This is a genomic window from Streptomyces sp. NPDC055749, from assembly GCF_053617235.1.
The window spans coordinates 81,752-97,114 of record NZ_JBSHFH010000020.1; the positions used below are offsets into that span (position 1 = coordinate 81,752).

Below are 15,363 nucleotides of genomic sequence, written 5' to 3' on the forward strand. Positions count from 1 at the left end.
CTGTGGTCGTTGTACGGCACAATTGGAGCATGACCGTATCGCCCGGCATCCCCGAACTCACCCGCAAGACGGCCGCGTTGTGCGAGCTGTTCAGCTTGCCCAGGGACATGCGCCTGCCCGGGGTCCAGGAGGCGGCCGAGCGCACCAGGGACCTGCTGCGGTCGGGGGCGGGCGCCGATGAACTCGCGGCCTGCTACGACGAACTCGACCACGCATTGCGCCTGGCCGGAGAAGCTCGCGGGCTGGCAGGGTACGGGCGAGGCGCGACGGCACCCGGCCTCGCGGCCCACACCAAGGTGGCCGGATGCCCGGGACCGGCACGCTGCAGCCGGCTCGAAGTGGTCCGCTTCCGACTGCCCCCCGCGCACTGCGCCATCAACGACGCGCGCATGCACAAGGTCCGACTGGACCCCGAGCAGTGACCACCCCGACCACCCCCGGCAGCGCGACCCCATGAACCCACTTCTCGCCACCCTGGGCGGCAAGCTGACCGAGCGCTGGCTGAATCTGCTGGTGCTGCCCGGCGCCCTGTTCCTCGCCGTGGCGGCCGTCGGCACCACGCTCGGGCACCGCCACTGGCACGACGTCGACCGGCTGCGCACCACCCTGGACGATCTGGCCGCGCGCCCCGCCGTGGACAGGACCGGCACGGCCGCGCTCCTGGTGGCGCTCGTGCTGCTCACCGCGGCAGCGGCGTCGCTCACCGCGCAGTTCCTCGGCAGTGCGATCGAGCAGCACTGGCTACGGTTCGGCCGGGACCCGCTCTCGCGTGCCCTCACCGCACGGCGTGAGCGCCGATGGAAGGAAAGAGATGCGAGGGTCGAGGACACGATCGCGCACGCCGGCCCGACCGGCGTGGCAGTGAACGGCGCGGTGACGATTCCGCGAGGCACATGGGAACGGATCCAAGCCCTGACCGAGGCTCGCGACCGCATCGCGCTGGGCAGGCCGACCCGCCCCACCTGGTACGGCGACCGCATGCAGGCGACGGCGGACCGCGTCGACGCCGCCTACGGCGTGGACCTCGCCGCCCTGTGGCCGCGCCTGTGGCTGATCCTCCCCGAACCCGCCATAGGTCAGATCCAGTCGGCCCGTGACTCCTTCACCGCCGCGGCCCGCCTCGCCGCCTGGGCGGTGGGCTACGCCCTGCTCGCCTGCTGGTGGTGGCCGGCCGCGCTGGTCGCCATCGGCTGCGCGGTGGTGTCCCGTTCACGTGCCCGCAGCGCGCTCGGCGCGCTCGCGGGCCTCATCGAGGCGGCCGTGGACGTACACGGCCGGGAACTGGCCACGCGCGTCGGCCTGATCGCACCGGACACGGCGGGACTGCTGTCCCGTGACACGGGAGACGGGATGTCCGAGGTGTTCAGGAAGACCGACTGAAGAACGGCGAAGGATCCCGGTCATCGCGACGGCGCCCACCGGGCAACGCAATAGTCGGCAACTCCCCGGGCGGCCCCGTCGCCGAAGCCGGCTGGGGGGACGCCCGGGGCGCCGGGTATGCCTTAGACGATGTCGGTCAACAGCTCCGCGAAGAGCTGCGGCCGACTGAAGTAGCCGACGTGTGAGGCGGCCAGGGTGTGCACGTCGAAGGGATTGTGCGGGGTCAGCACGTCCGCTTTGCGGATCATGTAGTCCTGCACGGCCGGGGTGAGGCCGCGGTCATCCGAGAGACGGACGTAGGTGTGCGGGACACGTCCCCAACCGTCGGCCCGGACCAACGCTCCCGGTTCCAGCACCGAGTAGTTCTCGTCCGGGTCCATGGAGTCCAGCAGCAGCCGGAACTGGTGGTCGGTGGAGTCGGCCATGATGGCGGCCTTCAACTGCGCGAACAGCGCCGGATCGGCGTGGGCACTGCGCCAGTTCAGCCGGGCGACACCGGGATCGGGCACGTCCGGCACGGTGATCCGCGCCGCCGCGGCGTCCAGCAGGTTGTCGTCGACCACGTCCCACGGCTCGGTGAGCATGGCCGGGTCGCTGAGGCAGAGCGCGGAGAGGTAGACCACGCGGTCGAGCAGTTCCGGTGCGGCGTTGGCGACGGCACTGATCGTCAGCCCGCCGAGGCTGTTGCCGACCAGGACGACCGGACCCCGTCCGGCGAGCCGGCGCAGGGTGTCGACCACATGGCGCACGTTGTCCTGCAATGTGACATCGCGCAGCGGAGAGGGGGCGGCGGCCAGCGCCGCGAGGTCCTGGGGCTGCCTGTAGTAGGCGGCTGGGGCTGCGGCACGGTCGCCGTGGCCGGGCAGGTCAACGGCGTGCGAGCCGTACCCGAGCAGAGCCAGCTCGTTCTGCAACGGGCCCCAGGCCCGGGCGTTGCTGGAACCGCCGTGAACGAATACGAAAGTGGGGCGCGAGATTGCGCGCATGGTGAAGATCCTCGTCATCCAGAAGCGAACGGTGGACGTAGGACCAGGTGCCGGCAACGGCTGACACCACGGTCAGTGCGTCGACCGGGTGCGGATGGCCTGCCAGTTATGGATGACGGAATACATGATGATCACAATACCGGATGCCACGCCCTTGGTTGCCCCGGGCCGAGTCGTCATTCCGTCCCGGATTGCGTGCGCCGGGCGTAGGCGCGGGCGGCCCGGGCGCGGTCTCCGCAGCGGATCGAGCACCAGTGCCGACGGCCGTGGCGAAGCAGGTAGCGGTTGCAGGGGGCCGAACCGCAGGCGGTGAGGCGCTCCGCGTCAGCGCCCGTGAGGAGGTCGGCGGCGTCGGCGGCGAGCGTCGCGAGGGCATGGTCGACGATCGCGGTGGTGGGGTGAGGGGTCGCGCGGTAGGGGCCGTTCACCGGGTCCCACTGCAGGAGCGGAGCCGTGGAAACCCGGGTCATCGCGTCATTGACGGCGGCGACGGCAGCCGGGAGGGCGGGAAGCCCTGCGGCGCGGGACGCGAGCAGCGACCTGATCTGTTCGCGCAGCGAGCGCAGCTGCGACGCACACATTTCCTGCATGCCGGCGTCGACCGGGGCGAGGCCACGTCGCGTCAGCCATTGGTTCGCCTGCGCAGGGGTGCCGAGGAGATCCACCGTATGCCCGCCGGGCAGCGATACGGAGCTGTTGGCGAGAGCAAGGGAGGGGTGCTCGTCCTCGCCCTGCACGGGCGGCACTGCGGGTTCTTCCGTCACGGACTCCTTCATAGTCCTCATGGTACGGCTTGCCTGCAACCGTGAGAAATGGCTACAGTCACCTCACGGTTCATCCGCAAGCTATCCGTGAGGTGCTTCTCCGTGTCTTCGCTCCCCGTAACGGCCGACCAGTTCCCGATCCACGTTTTCGGCGGCCCGACCGCTCTCTTCGAGTACGGCGGCCTGCGCTTCCTGACCGACCCCACCTTCGACGGCCCCGGCGACTACCCCTCGGCCGGCCCGACCCTGACCAAGACCCACCCCTCGGCCACCGGCCCGGCCGACCTCGGCCCCATCGACGCAGTCCTGCTCTCGCACGACGAGCACGCCGACAACCTCGACCACTCCGGCCGCGCCCTGCTCGCCGACATCCCGCTGACCCTCACCACCCCCAGCGCCGCTCAGCGCCTCGGGGACAAGGCCACGGGGCTGGCCGACTGGGAGTCCGTCGACCTGAACCGCCCCGACGGCGGCACGGTCACCGTCACCGGCGTACCCGCGATCCACGGCCCCGGCACCCACGAGGAGATCGAGCCGATCTCCGGCCAGGTCGTCGGATTCGTCCTGACCGGGGACGGCCTGCCCACCGTCTACATCAGCGGCGACAACGCCTCGCTCGACGCGGTCAAGGAGATCGCCGAACGCTTCGCCACCATCGACACCGCCCTCCTCTTCGCCGGAGCCCCCCGCTTCCCCATACTCTTCGACGGCGCGCTGATCGTCCTGGACAGCGTTCAGGCCGCCCAGGCAGCCCAACTCCTCGACGCGCGCCGTGTGGTACCCGTCCACTACGACAGCTGGGCCCACTTCACCGAGGGCCGCGACGAGCTGACAGCCGCCTTCACCGCTGCGGGCCTGGCCGATCGCCTGGACTGGGGACAGCGCGCCTGAGCCGTCAGGACGGGGGCACCACGGACCACCGATTCGGGCGCGGGAGCAGGCTGTTGAGTGCCCTTGGCATCACCCGACCGCCCCTGTCCCGTCCTGCCCTGCCCCATCCCGTCCCGTCACATCCCTCAAGGAATGATGACGACCTTGCCCCGGGTCCGGCCGGCTTCACTGAGGCGGTGGACATCCGAGAGGGCGGCCAGCGGGTGCGACTCGCTGACGTCGATGGTGACCAAACCAGCGTCGACGAGTTCCACAAGAGCCGTCAATTGCGCCACATCGTTCCGGACGACCATGTGCATCGCAGTCACCCCGGCGTCGACAGGAGACCGGAGCGGGGTCGCGATCGAGACGATCCGCCCGCCCGGCCGCACCAGCGACGGGAGAGCCGCGACGGCCGGTGGGCTCAGCGGGACCAGATTCAGCAACGTGTCCACCGGGCTGTCGAGCACGTCACCGACCGGCGTGGCCGTGTAGTCGATCACAAAGTCCGCCCCTTGCCGCCGGACGGTCTCGGCGCTTCGAGCACTGGCCGTGGCGATCACCTCGGCCCCGGCGTACTTGGCGAGTTGCGTCACGAAGCCGCCGATACCCCCGCCCGCACCGTTGATCAGAATCCGCTGCCCTGCGGCTGCCTTCCCGTGCTCGAACACCGCCTGCCACGCCGTCAGACCGGCAAGGGGAAGGGCCGCCGAGTGCGCGAGAGGTACGGATTCCGGCGCCGCGACCAGCGCGGCGACGGGCGCCCGTACGTACTCCGCAGCCGCACCCGCGCTGTCGAGCCACCCGATGACACGGTCGCCGACGGCATACTCCTCCACGCCCGCGCCGACCTCGGCGACCGTACCGGCGACATCCCATCCGAACGTGTAGGGCAGGTCCACGGGGAGGAATGTCTGCAGCAGCCCGGCACGCAGCGCGGCCTCGGTGGGATTGAACGAGGTGGCGGCGACACGGACAAGCACCTCACCAGGCGCGGGGTTCGGCCGCGGAACGCTTTCGTAGCGGATCACGGAGGCATCGCCGTATTCATGGATTCGTGCGGTCTTCATCGTCATGCACCGAACCTACGACCGGCCATGGAGACGATCCATGCTCCAAACTGCCGATTTCATACGCGTACGTCTCACGGCTGACGCCTCACGCGGATACTCTCCCCTCATGGATGTACTGAGTGACGTGATCGCGGTGACTAGGACCGGCCGGCCCCGGTCGGCGCACGTCCGGTGGCATGCCCCGTGGGGGCAGGAGTTCGCCCCCGTCCCGGGGTCGGCCGGCTTCCAGGTGATCCTGCGGGGCTCCTGCTGGCTGCTGCCCGCAGACACGGAGCCGGTCCCGTTGGGCGAGGGCGACATCGTGTTCCTGCCTCACGGCACGGGGCTCGCTCTGGCCGACAGCCCCGAAACGGCGACGGCACCCGCCTGCGGTCCCACCGATCCCCGGCTGTCCGATTCCTGCGCGTCGGACAGTGTCGACCGGAGCGGAGACGGTGGCCCGGTCACCGTGGTGCTCTGCGGGGCGTACGAGCTCGACCCGTCCCGTACGCATCCGCTGTTGCGCACACTGCCGGACCTGATCCACCTGCCGGAACACGCGGGCCGCCGAACGAAGTTGCGCTCGGCCGTGGCGCTGCTGGCTGCCGAGGTGGAGAACCCGCGCCTGGGGTCTGACGCGGTGGTGCCTGCCCTCCTGGACACGCTGCTGCTGTACATCCTGCGCACGTGGTTCGACGAACAGCCGGCCCAGGACAGCCCGGCCGGCTGGGCCTCGGCACTCAACGACCCGCCGGTCACCGCCGCCCTCCACGCCATCCACCGGGAACCCGCGGCGCCGTGGACCGTGGCGAAACTCGCTGCGGAGGCGGGGCTCTCCCGGGCAACGTTCGCCAGACGATTCGCCTCCCTGACCGGACAGCCACCCCTCGGCTACCTGACCTGGTGGCGGATGACCACGGCAGCACGTGCCCTGCGGACCTCGGACGCACCACTGAGATCCATCGCGGCCCAGGTGGGCTACGCCTCCGAGTTCGCCTTCGCCACCGCGTTCAAGCGCACGCACGGGACAGCACCTGGCACGTACAGACGCAGGAGCTGAACCCGGCGCTGCCGGTGCCGGCGGCCTACGATCACGGGCATGGTCAAAGGGGTGATGTTCGACTTCTCCGGCACGCTGCTGCGTATCGAGTCGACGAAGGAGTGGCTCAGCGCTGTCCTGACGGAGGCTTCCGTCCCTGCGTCAGGCGAGGAGTTCACCGATTGGGTACGGCAACTGACGGAGTACGGAGCGCAGCCCGGCGGATCTGCACCCCTGCGCGTTCCCGCACACCTCGAAGGGCTCTGGCACGAACGGGATCTGAGTGCTCATCAGCATCGCGCGGCCTTCACCGGGTTGGCCTTGGAGGCCGGGCTGCCGCGTGCGGAGCTGGCGCAGGCACTGTACGACCGCCACATGAGGCCCGCCGCCTGGCGGCCCTACCCCGACACCGAATCAACGTTGCGGGAACTGCGACGACGCGGGATCCGGGTGGCCGTGGTCAGCAATATCGGCTGGGACCTCCGGCCGGTCCTGCGGGCACATGGGCTGGACGAACTGGTCGACGCCTGCCTGCTCTCCTTCGAGCTGGGCGCGCAGAAGCCCGATCCTGCGATCTTCCACGCCGCCTGCGACCGGCTCGGCCTGACACCCTCCGACGTGCTCATGGTCGGTGACGACCGCGTCGCGGACGGCGGTGCGGAAGCGCTGGGTTGCCCCGTGCACTTCGTCGACCACCTGCCGGTGGACCAGCGCCCGGCCGGTCTCGCACCCATCCTGGATCTGCTCGGCTGATCGGTGGCCCCCGGCTCCATCCGCGTCCGCTCCGGCCATGCCTCCAGTGCCGGACGACGCACTGGCCCACTCACTCACCACTTCCCTGGTCAGGGACAGGTTCCAGAAATCGGCGTAGCGACCGCCGCGGCACAGCACCTCGTCGTGGCTGCCTTCCTCGACGATCCGGCCACCGTGCAGAAAGACGACGCGATCGGCGCGTCGTACGGTCCGCGATCCGGTGCGCGACCATCACTACCGTCCGGCCCGTCATCAGCCGCTCGATCCCCTCGTGGACGGCCGCCTCGTTTCACCGGGTCCAGTGCGGAGGCCACCTCGTCCAGAAGCACGATGGGCGTGTTCTTCAGCAGCGCTCGCGCGATCGAGACGCGCTGGCGCTCACCATCGGATCCTGCGCCGAGTGGCTTCGGCGCAGGCAGAGAAATATCAGCAGCGCGAAGGCAGCGAACGCGGCGCCCGTGCGTGCGTAGTTGAATGCCTCCCAGCGAGCCAGGATCTCGGCGTGATCGGCGGGTGCCGAGGTGGCCGCCCACTGTTTGATACGGCCGTTGATGGGGACGTTGCCGAGGCGGGTGATCAGGAAGGACGCCACGGCGAGGAGCGCGGCTCCTCCGGCCAGCCGGCGTGGGACTCCACGTGTCATGACTGCAAGCGCGAGGGCACTGAGGGCCGACAGGCCCATGGCTCCCTGCATGGTGATGCCGTTCATCTGCATCAACTGGGCGTGGAAGGACAACCTCATGTCGAGCGGTACGGCGTTGAACGTGGGGACGAGGTTGGCCGCCCCGTAGCCGAACGCGCCGGCGAGGGTGCCGGTGGACAGCAGGGCAAGGCCCAGGACGAGCCGGATGCGCGTACGGATCACCTCCCCGCCTCCGGTTCGGCGGGGGCGAGGGACCGCGTGAGCTGCTCGGCTCGTCGCAGCAGACCGTCGGGGGTGAACTCCGCGAACATGTGGACTCGCGTGGACAACGGTCCGCCCTTGCGCATCCGGGCGTGGATCGTGAAGCGGGTCGCGATCCGCCCGCCGTCCTCGAACGCCTCGTGCACCTCGAACCGGAACTCGCGCAGGTTCTTGCGTACCGGGCGGAGGTGAGCGACGAGGCGGTCCCAGTCGAGTCGTATTCCGTCGGCGACTTGAACGACATCGCGGGTGTAGTACCTGGACATCAGGTCAGCGGCGTCTTCCGAGCCATGGACCACGGCTTCGGTGAAGGTCGTGAAGAAGTCGCCGATGAACTGCTCGGGCGGTTTCGTGTGGAGAGGGTTCACCATGCTCCTGCCATGTGCGGGCTGCATCCCGCAGCAATCTCTTACGTGCCTGTAAGATATAGCTAGCGATCTATTTCTGACAAGGGTGTAAGAGTTGACTGCATTCGAGACGCCGGGCGGCGCGTCACGGACGGCGCCTCGCCGTCGCGCCGACGCCGAGCGCAGCAGGGTCGCGGTACTGGACGCCGCCGTCAGGCTGCTGGCCGAGCGGCCTGATGCCGGGATGGCCGCCATCGCCGCCGCGGCCGGCGTGACCCGCCAAACCGTGTACGCGCACTTCGGCACCCGCGACACGCTGCTGGACGCTGTCGCCGACCGGATCACGGTCCAGGCCATGTCCGCGATGGACGAGGCGGAAGCGAACGGCGGTCCCGCGCTGGACCAGCTGTTGCAGCTCCAGGACATCGGCTGGCAGCTGTTCGAACGTAACCCGGTGCTCCTCCAGCTCGGCAGCACCCGCGCCGGCGCCACCGCCGCCGACCATGCTCGGCATGAGCCCGTCGCAGCCCGGCTCACCCGGCTGATCGAGCGGGGCCAGGCGTCGGGTGAGTTCGACCCCGCGCCACCGGCCACCTGGCTGGTGGCCGCAGTCACCGCTCTCGGCCACGCAGCGGGCGACGAAGTCGGGGCGCACCGCATGTCCGTGGAAGAGGCGGCAACGTGGCTACGGACCACCACACTCGCCCTCCTGGGGGTCACGTTCCGGAACTCGGTGCCCTAGGCGGTTCGCGCGGACCCTTTTGACGACTGCGGAAGCACACTGGGACCCGCGTCGGCGGCTTCGCGCACGCGGCCAGGTGTGGGGCAGCCACTCGCTCGCCGCCCACGAGGCGTAGCCGGTGCCGTGTCCGACGAGCGGGAACTGCCTCTTGCGTACGAGCACGAGTTGGTCGTCCGTGACGCCCGGCCCGTAGAACCCGCCGTACCGCATCACCGCACCGCTGTGACTTCGGAGCCCGTAACTCCAGGCTCCCCGGACGCGTGAAAAGATGAGCACATGTGGTTGCGACTGCCGTTCGGGGATGAGCTACGGGCCGAGCTGGGATCGCCGAGGCGTTCTCGCAGACTGGGCAGCAGCCCTCGCTCGCGTGTGTGGCGTGTCGAGTTGGCGAAGGCAACGGCGGTGGTGAAGCAGTTCGTCGACGGTCCTGATGCCGAAGATCGATACCTTCGCGAGGTGACCGCCCTGCGGCTCGCCGCCCGAGCTGAATCTCCCGTGGTGCCGACGTTGCTGGCAACCGATCCCGGCGAGCGGGTCCTCGTCCTGGAGCATCTGGATCACCGTCGCCCGGCCGGTGACTGGATCGTCGACTACGCAGCCGCGCTGGCACGGCTGCATGCCACCGCCCGTCCGGAGGACGTTGGGGTACTCCCCCGCTGGCAGGGCCCGAACCAGGCCGATACCGCATCTTTCCTGCGGCTGGCCGGGGCTCTGGAGGTTCCTGTCACGTCTGGTGTGTCCGGCGAACTCGATGACCTCGTGGACCGGCTCGGCCAGGCATCGGGGCACGCCCTGCTTCACGGGGATCCGTGCCCTGGTAACGATCTCCACACCGCCGCGGGGATCAGATTCATCGACTTCGAACAGGCCTCCCTGGGCAGCGGCATGATGGAGCTCGCCTACCTGCCCATCGGCTTCCCGACCTGCTGGTGTGTCACTTCGGCGTCGGAGCCGCTGTTGGAACGCGCGGAGAGCGCCTACCGCACGGCCTGGCGGACGGCGACCGGCGCCGAACCCCAGGACGACCTCACCGACGCGTGCGTCGGCTGGCTGATCCGCGGCGACGCACTGGTTGAGCGTGCACGCCGCGAGGGCACTGATCACCTGGCCCGGATTCCGCACCGGGACTGGAAGTGGGGCACCGTGACGGCCCGGCAGCGGCTCGTCCACCGGCTCGGGGTCGTCAGCCGGATGACGGCCGGCCATGCCTCTCTCGGCGGCGTGAGCAGCCTCACCGCCGGCATGCGCCGACGCATGCTCACTCGCTGGCCGACACTGCAACCCGTACCGACGAAGCGGCCCTAGGCAGCCTCGGTCCGGTGTCTCGCGTGGCGGTGACATCCTTGGCCGATGTTCTCATCCGATCATGTGGGCGCCGTGTTCTTCGATGTCGATGGCACCCTCGTCCCAGGCACGAGTTCGTCGGTCTTTCTGGCCGGCTTCCTCGGCCATCGCGACGAGTTGGCCAAGGCCGAGGACGCCTATGCCTCCGGTGACCTGGACAATCGGCAAGTCTCCGAGCTGGATGCCAAGGGCTGGGCGGGTGTGTCCGAGGAACAAGTCTCCGGCTGGCTCGAAGGTCTTCCCTTGGTCTCGGGCATCACGGAGACCGTGGGCTGGTGCCGGCGGAGCGGACTGGTACCCGTGCTGGCAACTCTCGCCTGGTCGCCGGTCGGCAGCTACCTGACCGACCGCTTCGGGTTCCACGCGTTCAGCGGGCCTCGGCTGGAGACCACCGGCAGCCGGTTCACGGGCCGCGTCGCCTGCCACTTCGACGAGTACGACAAGCGAGATTTCGCACTCGCGCAAGCCCGGGAGCTGAAGTTGGCTACGCGGTCGTGCGGGGCGATCGGAGACAGTCGCTCCGACCTGTCCCTGTTCGCTTCCGTTGCGCTGAGTGTGGCGTTCAATGCCTCGGCAAGAGCACGGGCGGCAGCGACCGTGACGGTGGACGGCGGCGACCTCCGAGGCGTAATCCCCGCATTGAGCCGCTTGGTCACAGCCGGAGGTCTGGGCAATTACGGGAGGATCGAGTCCACGTAGCCACCGTCCACCCTGACCGCGCCGCCTGTCGTGGCGGAGGCGAAGGACGAACTGAGGTACACAACCAGGTTGGCGATCTCCTCGGGCTCGATCAGCCGTTGAATGAGGGATTGAGGACGGTGCTCGCGCATGAATGTGCGCTGCGCCTCTTCCCAGGGCACCTCCCGGTCCACCAACTCGTAGACGAAGTCTTCGATGCCTCCGGTACGCGTCGGGCCCGCGATCACCGAATTGACCGTGACTCCCGTTCCCGCCGCTTCCTTGGCGAAGCCGCGCGACACCGCGAGCAGCGCCGTCTTCGACATCCCGTAGTGGATCATTTCGGCGGGGATGACGACGGCGGAGTCGCTCGCGATGTTCTGGACCCGCCCCCAGGCACGTTCCTTCATGCCCGGCAGGTAGCTGCGGATCATCCGGACCGCAGACAGGACGTTCACCTCGAAGTACCGTCGCCACTCGTCATCGCTGATATCGAGAGCGTCCTCGGCTCCGAAGATGCCCAGGTTGTTGATGAGAATGTCCACTTGCGGCACGTCTTGGACGACCCGCTCGACGCCCTCGTCCGTGGAAATATCGCCCGGAGCCGCGAGGAACACGGCCCTGGGGAGCTCATGGCTCAGCCGCTCCACAGCCTCGCCGACAGAGCTCTCCGTACGGCCGTTGATGGCGACGCGCGCTCCGGCCCGGGCGAGTCCTGTCGCGATGGCTGCCCCGATGCCCTGGGTCGATCCGGTTACCAGGGCGGTTCTCCCGGCGAGGTCGATCAACACCGTGACGGTCCTTCCTGATGAAGCGCGACTGCGAGAAGACGCGCGTCACTCGGCGCTGCGCGACCCTCCGGCGCTGCGCCGGAGGCGGCAACGCAGCCTGGAGTCGCCATCCTGGCAACTGCCGCGCCGATCCCGTCGGAGGCCGGGGGTGCTGGCGCGGCGCTGATCGCATCTGCTCCATGGCGTCCCAGGCCGGCGATGTCATCGAAGTGCGCTCCAGGGAAGGGGCATCCGGTGGACCGTAGGCGGATGCCGGTGTCGGACCCCTTCTGTCAGGGGTCCGACACCAAGCTCCCCGCTTCTACGCACTCAACCCGCGAACCGGGCCATCCACGCCTCGACGTCGTCCGCCGATCGAGGCAGGCCCGATGACAGGTTCTCGTGACCGTCCTCGGTGACGATCAGGTCGTCCTCGATCCGGACGCCGATGCCGCGCCACTCCTCGGGCACGGTGAGATCGTCCGGCTGGAAGTACAGGCCGGGCTCGACGGTGAGTGCCATGCCGGGCTCCAGTACGCCGTCGACGTACGCCTCGTTCCGTGCCTGTGCGCAGTCGTGGACGTCCAGACCGAGCATGTGACCGGTGCCGGCCATGGTGAAGCGGCGCTGGAGGCCGAGTTCGTACGCGCGGTCGGCCGGGCCCTCGATGAAGCCCCACTCGACCAGCCGGGTGGCCAGGTGGCGCTGGGCCGCCTCGTGGAAGTCGCGGTACGCGGCGCCCGGCTTGACGGTGGCCATGCCGGCCTCCTGGGCCTCGTACACCGCGTCGTAGACCTTGCGCTGCAGGGGCGTGAAGGTCCCGCTGATGGGGAGCGTGCGCGTGACGTCGGCGGTGTAGAGGGTGTGCGTCTCCACGCCGGCGTCGAGCAGGAGCAGGTCGCCGGGGCGCACCGGACCGTCGTTGTCCGTCCAGTGCATGATCGTGGCGTGCTCGCCCGCGGCGCAGATCGAGCCGTAGCCGACGGAGTTGCCCTCGAGGCGGGCGCGGCGGAAGAACGTGCCCTCGATCCATCGCTCGGACGAGGCGACCGCCCTGGAGAGCTCAGCGATCACGTCGGTGAATCCGCGCACGGTGGAGTCCACGGCCTTGCGGAGTTCGGTCAGTTCCCAGTCGTCCTTGACGAGGCGGAGATCGCTGAGCGCCCCTTCCAGATCGGCGTCGCGCTCCTCGTCGGTGGTGACGGCCGCCTCCAGGGACGGGTCGACACCACGGACGATCCGGGTCGGCGCGGCGGAGGCGGCTGCCAGGTCGCCGGCCGCCGTGCGGACGTCGCGGCAGGGCAGGCCGAGCACGAGCTCCGACTCGGCGAGGGAGCGGCGCCTGCCCATCCACAGCTCCGCCGTGGGACCGGTCCAGAACTCGTCGTTGTCCCTGCTGTCCCGCGGCAGCTGGTAGCAGTAGGCGTCGTGGCCGCCGTCCGCACGGGGTTCGAGGACGAGGGCGCCGTCCCGGGCCTGGTCTCCGGTCATGTGCACGTAGCCCGTGTAGGGGCGGAAGGAGTACGTGTCGTCGTTCGAGCGGACCTTGAGATTTCCGGAGGGGATCACGAGGCGTTCGCCGGGGAAGAGCGCGGAGAGCGCGGCGCGGCGGTGGGCCGCGTACGGAGCCTGCTCGCCGAGCCGCAGGTCGTGCTGCTCGGTGTCCGCCCAGCCCGTCCGCATCAGTGCGGACAGTTCCTCGGAGATCCCTGAGTAGAGACCGTTCTTGCGGCCTTTCGCCACGACGTACACCTTCCTCTGGTGGGTTCCTCACCGGCGAGGGGCTGGGGAAGCACTCGAACGGGCCGAGCTTCCTCCCGGTACGGCCCGGGCGCCCTCGCCGCCGCCGATAGCCGGCGGCTCCTGGACGGTATCCCTCCCCGTGTGCGCTTGGTGCCCGTCAGTGCCACTGGCACTGATCGGACACCGCCGTCGGTGGAAGCCGCCGATAATAGGGCGTATGACGAACGCGAAACTCGTCGATGCCCTCCGGCTCCTGGGGATCGATCATGCGGCGGGCCAGGTCTATCTGGCACTGCTGGAGCTGGCCCCTGCGCCGCTGAGTACGATCGGCACGGCTGCCGGTCTGGACGATGCGGAGCTCGCCACGGCGTACGGCGCGCTGGTGGACGCGGGCCTGGCGAGTGCCGCCGAGGTGGGTGGAGAGGTGGTGGCCCCGGTGCCGCCCACCGCGGGCCTGGAGATCCTCGCCCGGCACCGGGCGGCCGAGGTCGAGGAGTCGCGTATCGCCGTCGGCGGCGCCTTCGAGTCGTTCCGGCGTCAGCGGCTCGCCTCGTACAACGACAATCTCGTCGAGGTCGTCACCGGCGAGGCCATCGGCCCCAGGGTCCGGCACGCGTGGGCGAGCGCCCGCGATCAGATTCGGCAGTTGGAGTCACCGCCGTACTTCCCCCTCCCCGGGGCCACGGACGACGCGCTGGCCACGCTTGCCCGCGGTGTGACGCAGCGTGTCGTGTACTCGCGGGAGTCGCTGGAGCAGCCGGGCCGTCTGAAGGACGTCATCGAGCCGTGCGTCAAGGCGGGCGAGCAGGCCAGGGTGCTGCCGTCGGTGCCGGTCAAACTCGTGATCATCGACGAGGCGTACGCGCTCGTGTCGTTGTCGATCAAAGAGGCCGACGTGCACAACACCATGCTGGTGGTGCAGCCGTGCGGCCTGCTCTCCGCGCTCATGGCCCTGTTCGAACAGTCCTGGCAGAACGCGCTGCCGCTCCACGGCCGCACCACCGCCCCGGGCGGCCTGCCACCCGCCGACCGCCGCCTCCTGTGGCTCCTCGCGGGCGGAGCGAGCGACGAGGTCATCGCCCGTGAGATGGGAATCAGCCGCCGTACACTGTTCCGCCACCTGCAGATCCTGATGGCCAGGCTGGGCGCCGCGAACCGGTTCCAGATGGCCTTGCAGGCGCAGCGCAACGGATGGCTGTGACCGGCGCTCCGTCTCGGACAGCCGCAGAGGGAGGGAGATGTGGAGGGGCTCGTCGGCCTGGGGACAGCCGATCCGGTTCGCCGTGAGCGATGAGCGTCGACAGACCCTAGGACTCCAGATATCTCAGGACTGCCAGGATCCGCCGGTTGTAGCCGGTGGTGTGTGACAGCTCCAGCTTGTCGAAGATGCTGTTGAGGTTCTTCTCCACCGCGCTCTGCGAGATATGCAGTTTCTGCGCGATGGCCGTGTTGGTGTGCCCCTGCGCCAAGGTCTCCAGGACGGTGCGTTCGCGAGGGGTGAGGCGGGCCAGCGGATCCGCGTGCGTGGTACGGATGACCAGTTGCCGCACCACCTCGGGGTCGAGGGCGGCCCCACCCGCCTGGACGCGTTCCAACGCGTCCAGGAACTCCTCAACCTGCGCGACGCGGTCCTTGAGGAGATATCCCACCCGTTCCGCGCCTGCGGCCAGCAGTTGGGCCTGTAGTTGCGCTCGATGTGCTGGGACAGCACCAAGACGCCGATCTCCGGCCAGCGCTCCCGTATCTCCAGCGCCGCACGCAGTCCCTCGTTGGTGTGCGTGGGAGGCATCCGGATGTCCAGGACGACGATGTCCGGTCGCCGCGACTCCATCTCCTTCAGCAGAGCGTCCGCGTCGCCGAACGCGGCCGGGACCTCGTGCCCCTCTTCGACAAGCAGCCGGACCAGGCCCTCCCGCAACAGGGTCGAGTCCTCGGCGATCATCACGCGCATGGAAGCTCCGCGGTTATGGTGGTCGGTCCCCCCCGGGGGG

General features: G+C 69.4%; 16 protein-coding genes and 2 pseudogenes. 9 read left to right on the forward strand and 9 right to left on the reverse strand.

Translation table 11 applies throughout. The features are described 5' to 3' along the window. Nucleotides 1-29: 29 nt before the first annotated feature. Complete coding sequence (locus ACWGO0_RS17555; protein ID WP_453534986.1) at nt 30-422, forward strand: hypothetical protein; 393 nt, start codon at nt 30-32, stop codon at nt 420-422. Between the two features lie 31 nt (nt 423-453). Then, the gene (locus tag ACWGO0_RS17560; protein WP_453534989.1) at nt 454-1,380 is read left to right on the forward strand and encodes a hypothetical protein; all 927 of its coding nucleotides are present in this window, start codon (nt 454-456) and stop codon (nt 1,378-1,380) included. Nucleotides 1,381-1,502: 122 nt separating this feature from the next. On the opposite strand, the gene ACWGO0_RS17565 is transcribed toward ACWGO0_RS17560, so the two are convergent. Together ACWGO0_RS17565 and ACWGO0_RS17570 are read right to left on the reverse strand one after the other, a co-directional pair. After that, nucleotides 1,503-2,366, reverse strand: a complete 864-nt coding sequence (locus ACWGO0_RS17565; protein ID WP_453534992.1) for an alpha/beta hydrolase — start codon at nt 2,364-2,366, stop codon at nt 1,503-1,505. Nucleotides 2,367-2,542: 176 nt separating this feature from the next. After that, the gene (locus ACWGO0_RS17570) at nt 2,543-3,142 is read right to left on the reverse strand and encodes an ABATE domain-containing protein (protein WP_453534995.1); all 600 of its coding nucleotides are present in this window, start codon (nt 3,140-3,142) and stop codon (nt 2,543-2,545) included. 90 nt (nt 3,143-3,232) lie between these two features. Between ACWGO0_RS17570 and ACWGO0_RS17575 the strand changes: the two genes are divergently transcribed. Beyond that, entirely contained in the window at nt 3,233-4,021 is a 789-nt protein-coding gene (locus ACWGO0_RS17575) for an MBL fold metallo-hydrolase (protein WP_453534998.1), read from the forward strand. 125 nt (nt 4,022-4,146) lie between these two features. Here the strand turns inward: ACWGO0_RS17575 and ACWGO0_RS17580 are convergent, their stop codons facing one another. Beyond that, entirely contained in the window at nt 4,147-5,076 is a 930-nt protein-coding gene (locus ACWGO0_RS17580; RefSeq protein ID WP_453535001.1) for an NADP-dependent oxidoreductase, read from the reverse strand. A gap of 103 nt (nt 5,077-5,179) precedes the next feature. Between ACWGO0_RS17580 and ACWGO0_RS17585 the strand changes: the two genes are divergently transcribed. Beyond that, the gene (locus ACWGO0_RS17585) at nt 5,180-6,112 is read left to right on the forward strand and encodes an AraC family transcriptional regulator (protein ID WP_453535004.1); all 933 of its coding nucleotides are present in this window, start codon (nt 5,180-5,182) and stop codon (nt 6,110-6,112) included. A gap of 39 nt (nt 6,113-6,151) precedes the next feature. After that, on the forward strand, nt 6,152-6,844 hold the full coding sequence (locus ACWGO0_RS17590; protein ID WP_453535007.1) for an HAD family hydrolase: 693 nt from the start codon (nt 6,152-6,154) through the stop codon (nt 6,842-6,844). An 87-nt stretch (nt 6,845-6,931) separates the two neighbouring features. On the opposite strand, the pseudogene ACWGO0_RS17595 reads toward ACWGO0_RS17590, so the two are convergent. The 3 genes and pseudogenes from ACWGO0_RS17595 to ACWGO0_RS17605 form a co-directional block, all read right to left on the reverse strand. After that, a pseudogene (locus tag ACWGO0_RS17595) lies at nt 6,932-7,233 on the reverse strand (ATP-binding cassette domain-containing protein); the annotation flags it as partial. Then, entirely contained in the window at nt 7,188-7,709 is a 522-nt protein-coding gene (locus tag ACWGO0_RS17600; protein ID WP_453535009.1) for an anthrone oxygenase family protein, read from the reverse strand. The gene ACWGO0_RS17600 and the pseudogene ACWGO0_RS17595, both read right to left, overlap by 46 nt. After that, nucleotides 7,706-8,119, reverse strand: coding sequence for a nuclear transport factor 2 family protein (locus ACWGO0_RS17605; protein WP_453535012.1), 414 nt, complete (start codon nt 8,117-8,119; stop codon nt 7,706-7,708). The genes ACWGO0_RS17600 and ACWGO0_RS17605 overlap by 4 nt, the downstream gene beginning before the upstream one ends. 91 nt (nt 8,120-8,210) lie before the next feature. Here ACWGO0_RS17605 and ACWGO0_RS17610 point away from each other — a divergent pair, with 91 nt between their 5' ends. The 3 genes from ACWGO0_RS17610 (at nt 8,211) to ACWGO0_RS17620 (ending at nt 10,880) form a co-directional block, all read left to right on the forward strand. Continuing rightward, on the forward strand, nt 8,211-8,837 hold the full coding sequence (locus ACWGO0_RS17610; RefSeq protein WP_453535015.1) for a TetR/AcrR family transcriptional regulator: 627 nt from the start codon (nt 8,211-8,213) through the stop codon (nt 8,835-8,837). 276 nt (nt 8,838-9,113) lie between these two features. Continuing rightward, complete coding sequence (locus ACWGO0_RS17615; protein WP_453535018.1) at nt 9,114-10,142, forward strand: aminoglycoside phosphotransferase family protein; 1,029 nt, start codon at nt 9,114-9,116, stop codon at nt 10,140-10,142. A gap of 45 nt (nt 10,143-10,187) precedes the next feature. After that, the gene (locus ACWGO0_RS17620) at nt 10,188-10,880 is read left to right on the forward strand and encodes an HAD family hydrolase (RefSeq protein ID WP_453535021.1); all 693 of its coding nucleotides are present in this window, start codon (nt 10,188-10,190) and stop codon (nt 10,878-10,880) included. On the opposite strand, the gene ACWGO0_RS17625 is transcribed toward ACWGO0_RS17620, so the two are convergent. Both ACWGO0_RS17625 and ACWGO0_RS17630 read right to left on the reverse strand, forming a co-directional pair. Beyond that, nucleotides 10,856-11,650 (reverse strand): SDR family NAD(P)-dependent oxidoreductase, encoded by a 795-nt coding sequence (locus ACWGO0_RS17625; protein ID WP_453535024.1) that lies wholly within the window; start codon nt 11,648-11,650, stop codon nt 10,856-10,858. The genes ACWGO0_RS17620 and ACWGO0_RS17625 overlap by 25 nt on opposite strands. A gap of 309 nt (nt 11,651-11,959) precedes the next feature. Continuing rightward, entirely contained in the window at nt 11,960-13,372 is a 1,413-nt protein-coding gene (locus tag ACWGO0_RS17630; protein ID WP_453535027.1) for an aminopeptidase P family protein, read from the reverse strand. A 217-nt stretch (nt 13,373-13,589) separates the two neighbouring features. On the opposite strand from ACWGO0_RS17630, the gene ACWGO0_RS17635 reads away from it, so the two are divergent. Then, nucleotides 13,590-14,573, forward strand: a complete 984-nt coding sequence (locus tag ACWGO0_RS17635) for a helix-turn-helix transcriptional regulator (RefSeq protein WP_453535030.1) — start codon at nt 13,590-13,592, stop codon at nt 14,571-14,573. A gap of 106 nt (nt 14,574-14,679) precedes the next feature. Here ACWGO0_RS17635 and ACWGO0_RS17640 read toward each other — a convergent pair. Beyond that, nucleotides 14,680-15,323, reverse strand: a pseudogene (locus ACWGO0_RS17640) (response regulator transcription factor). Between the last annotated feature and the right edge of the window lie 40 nt (nt 15,324-15,363).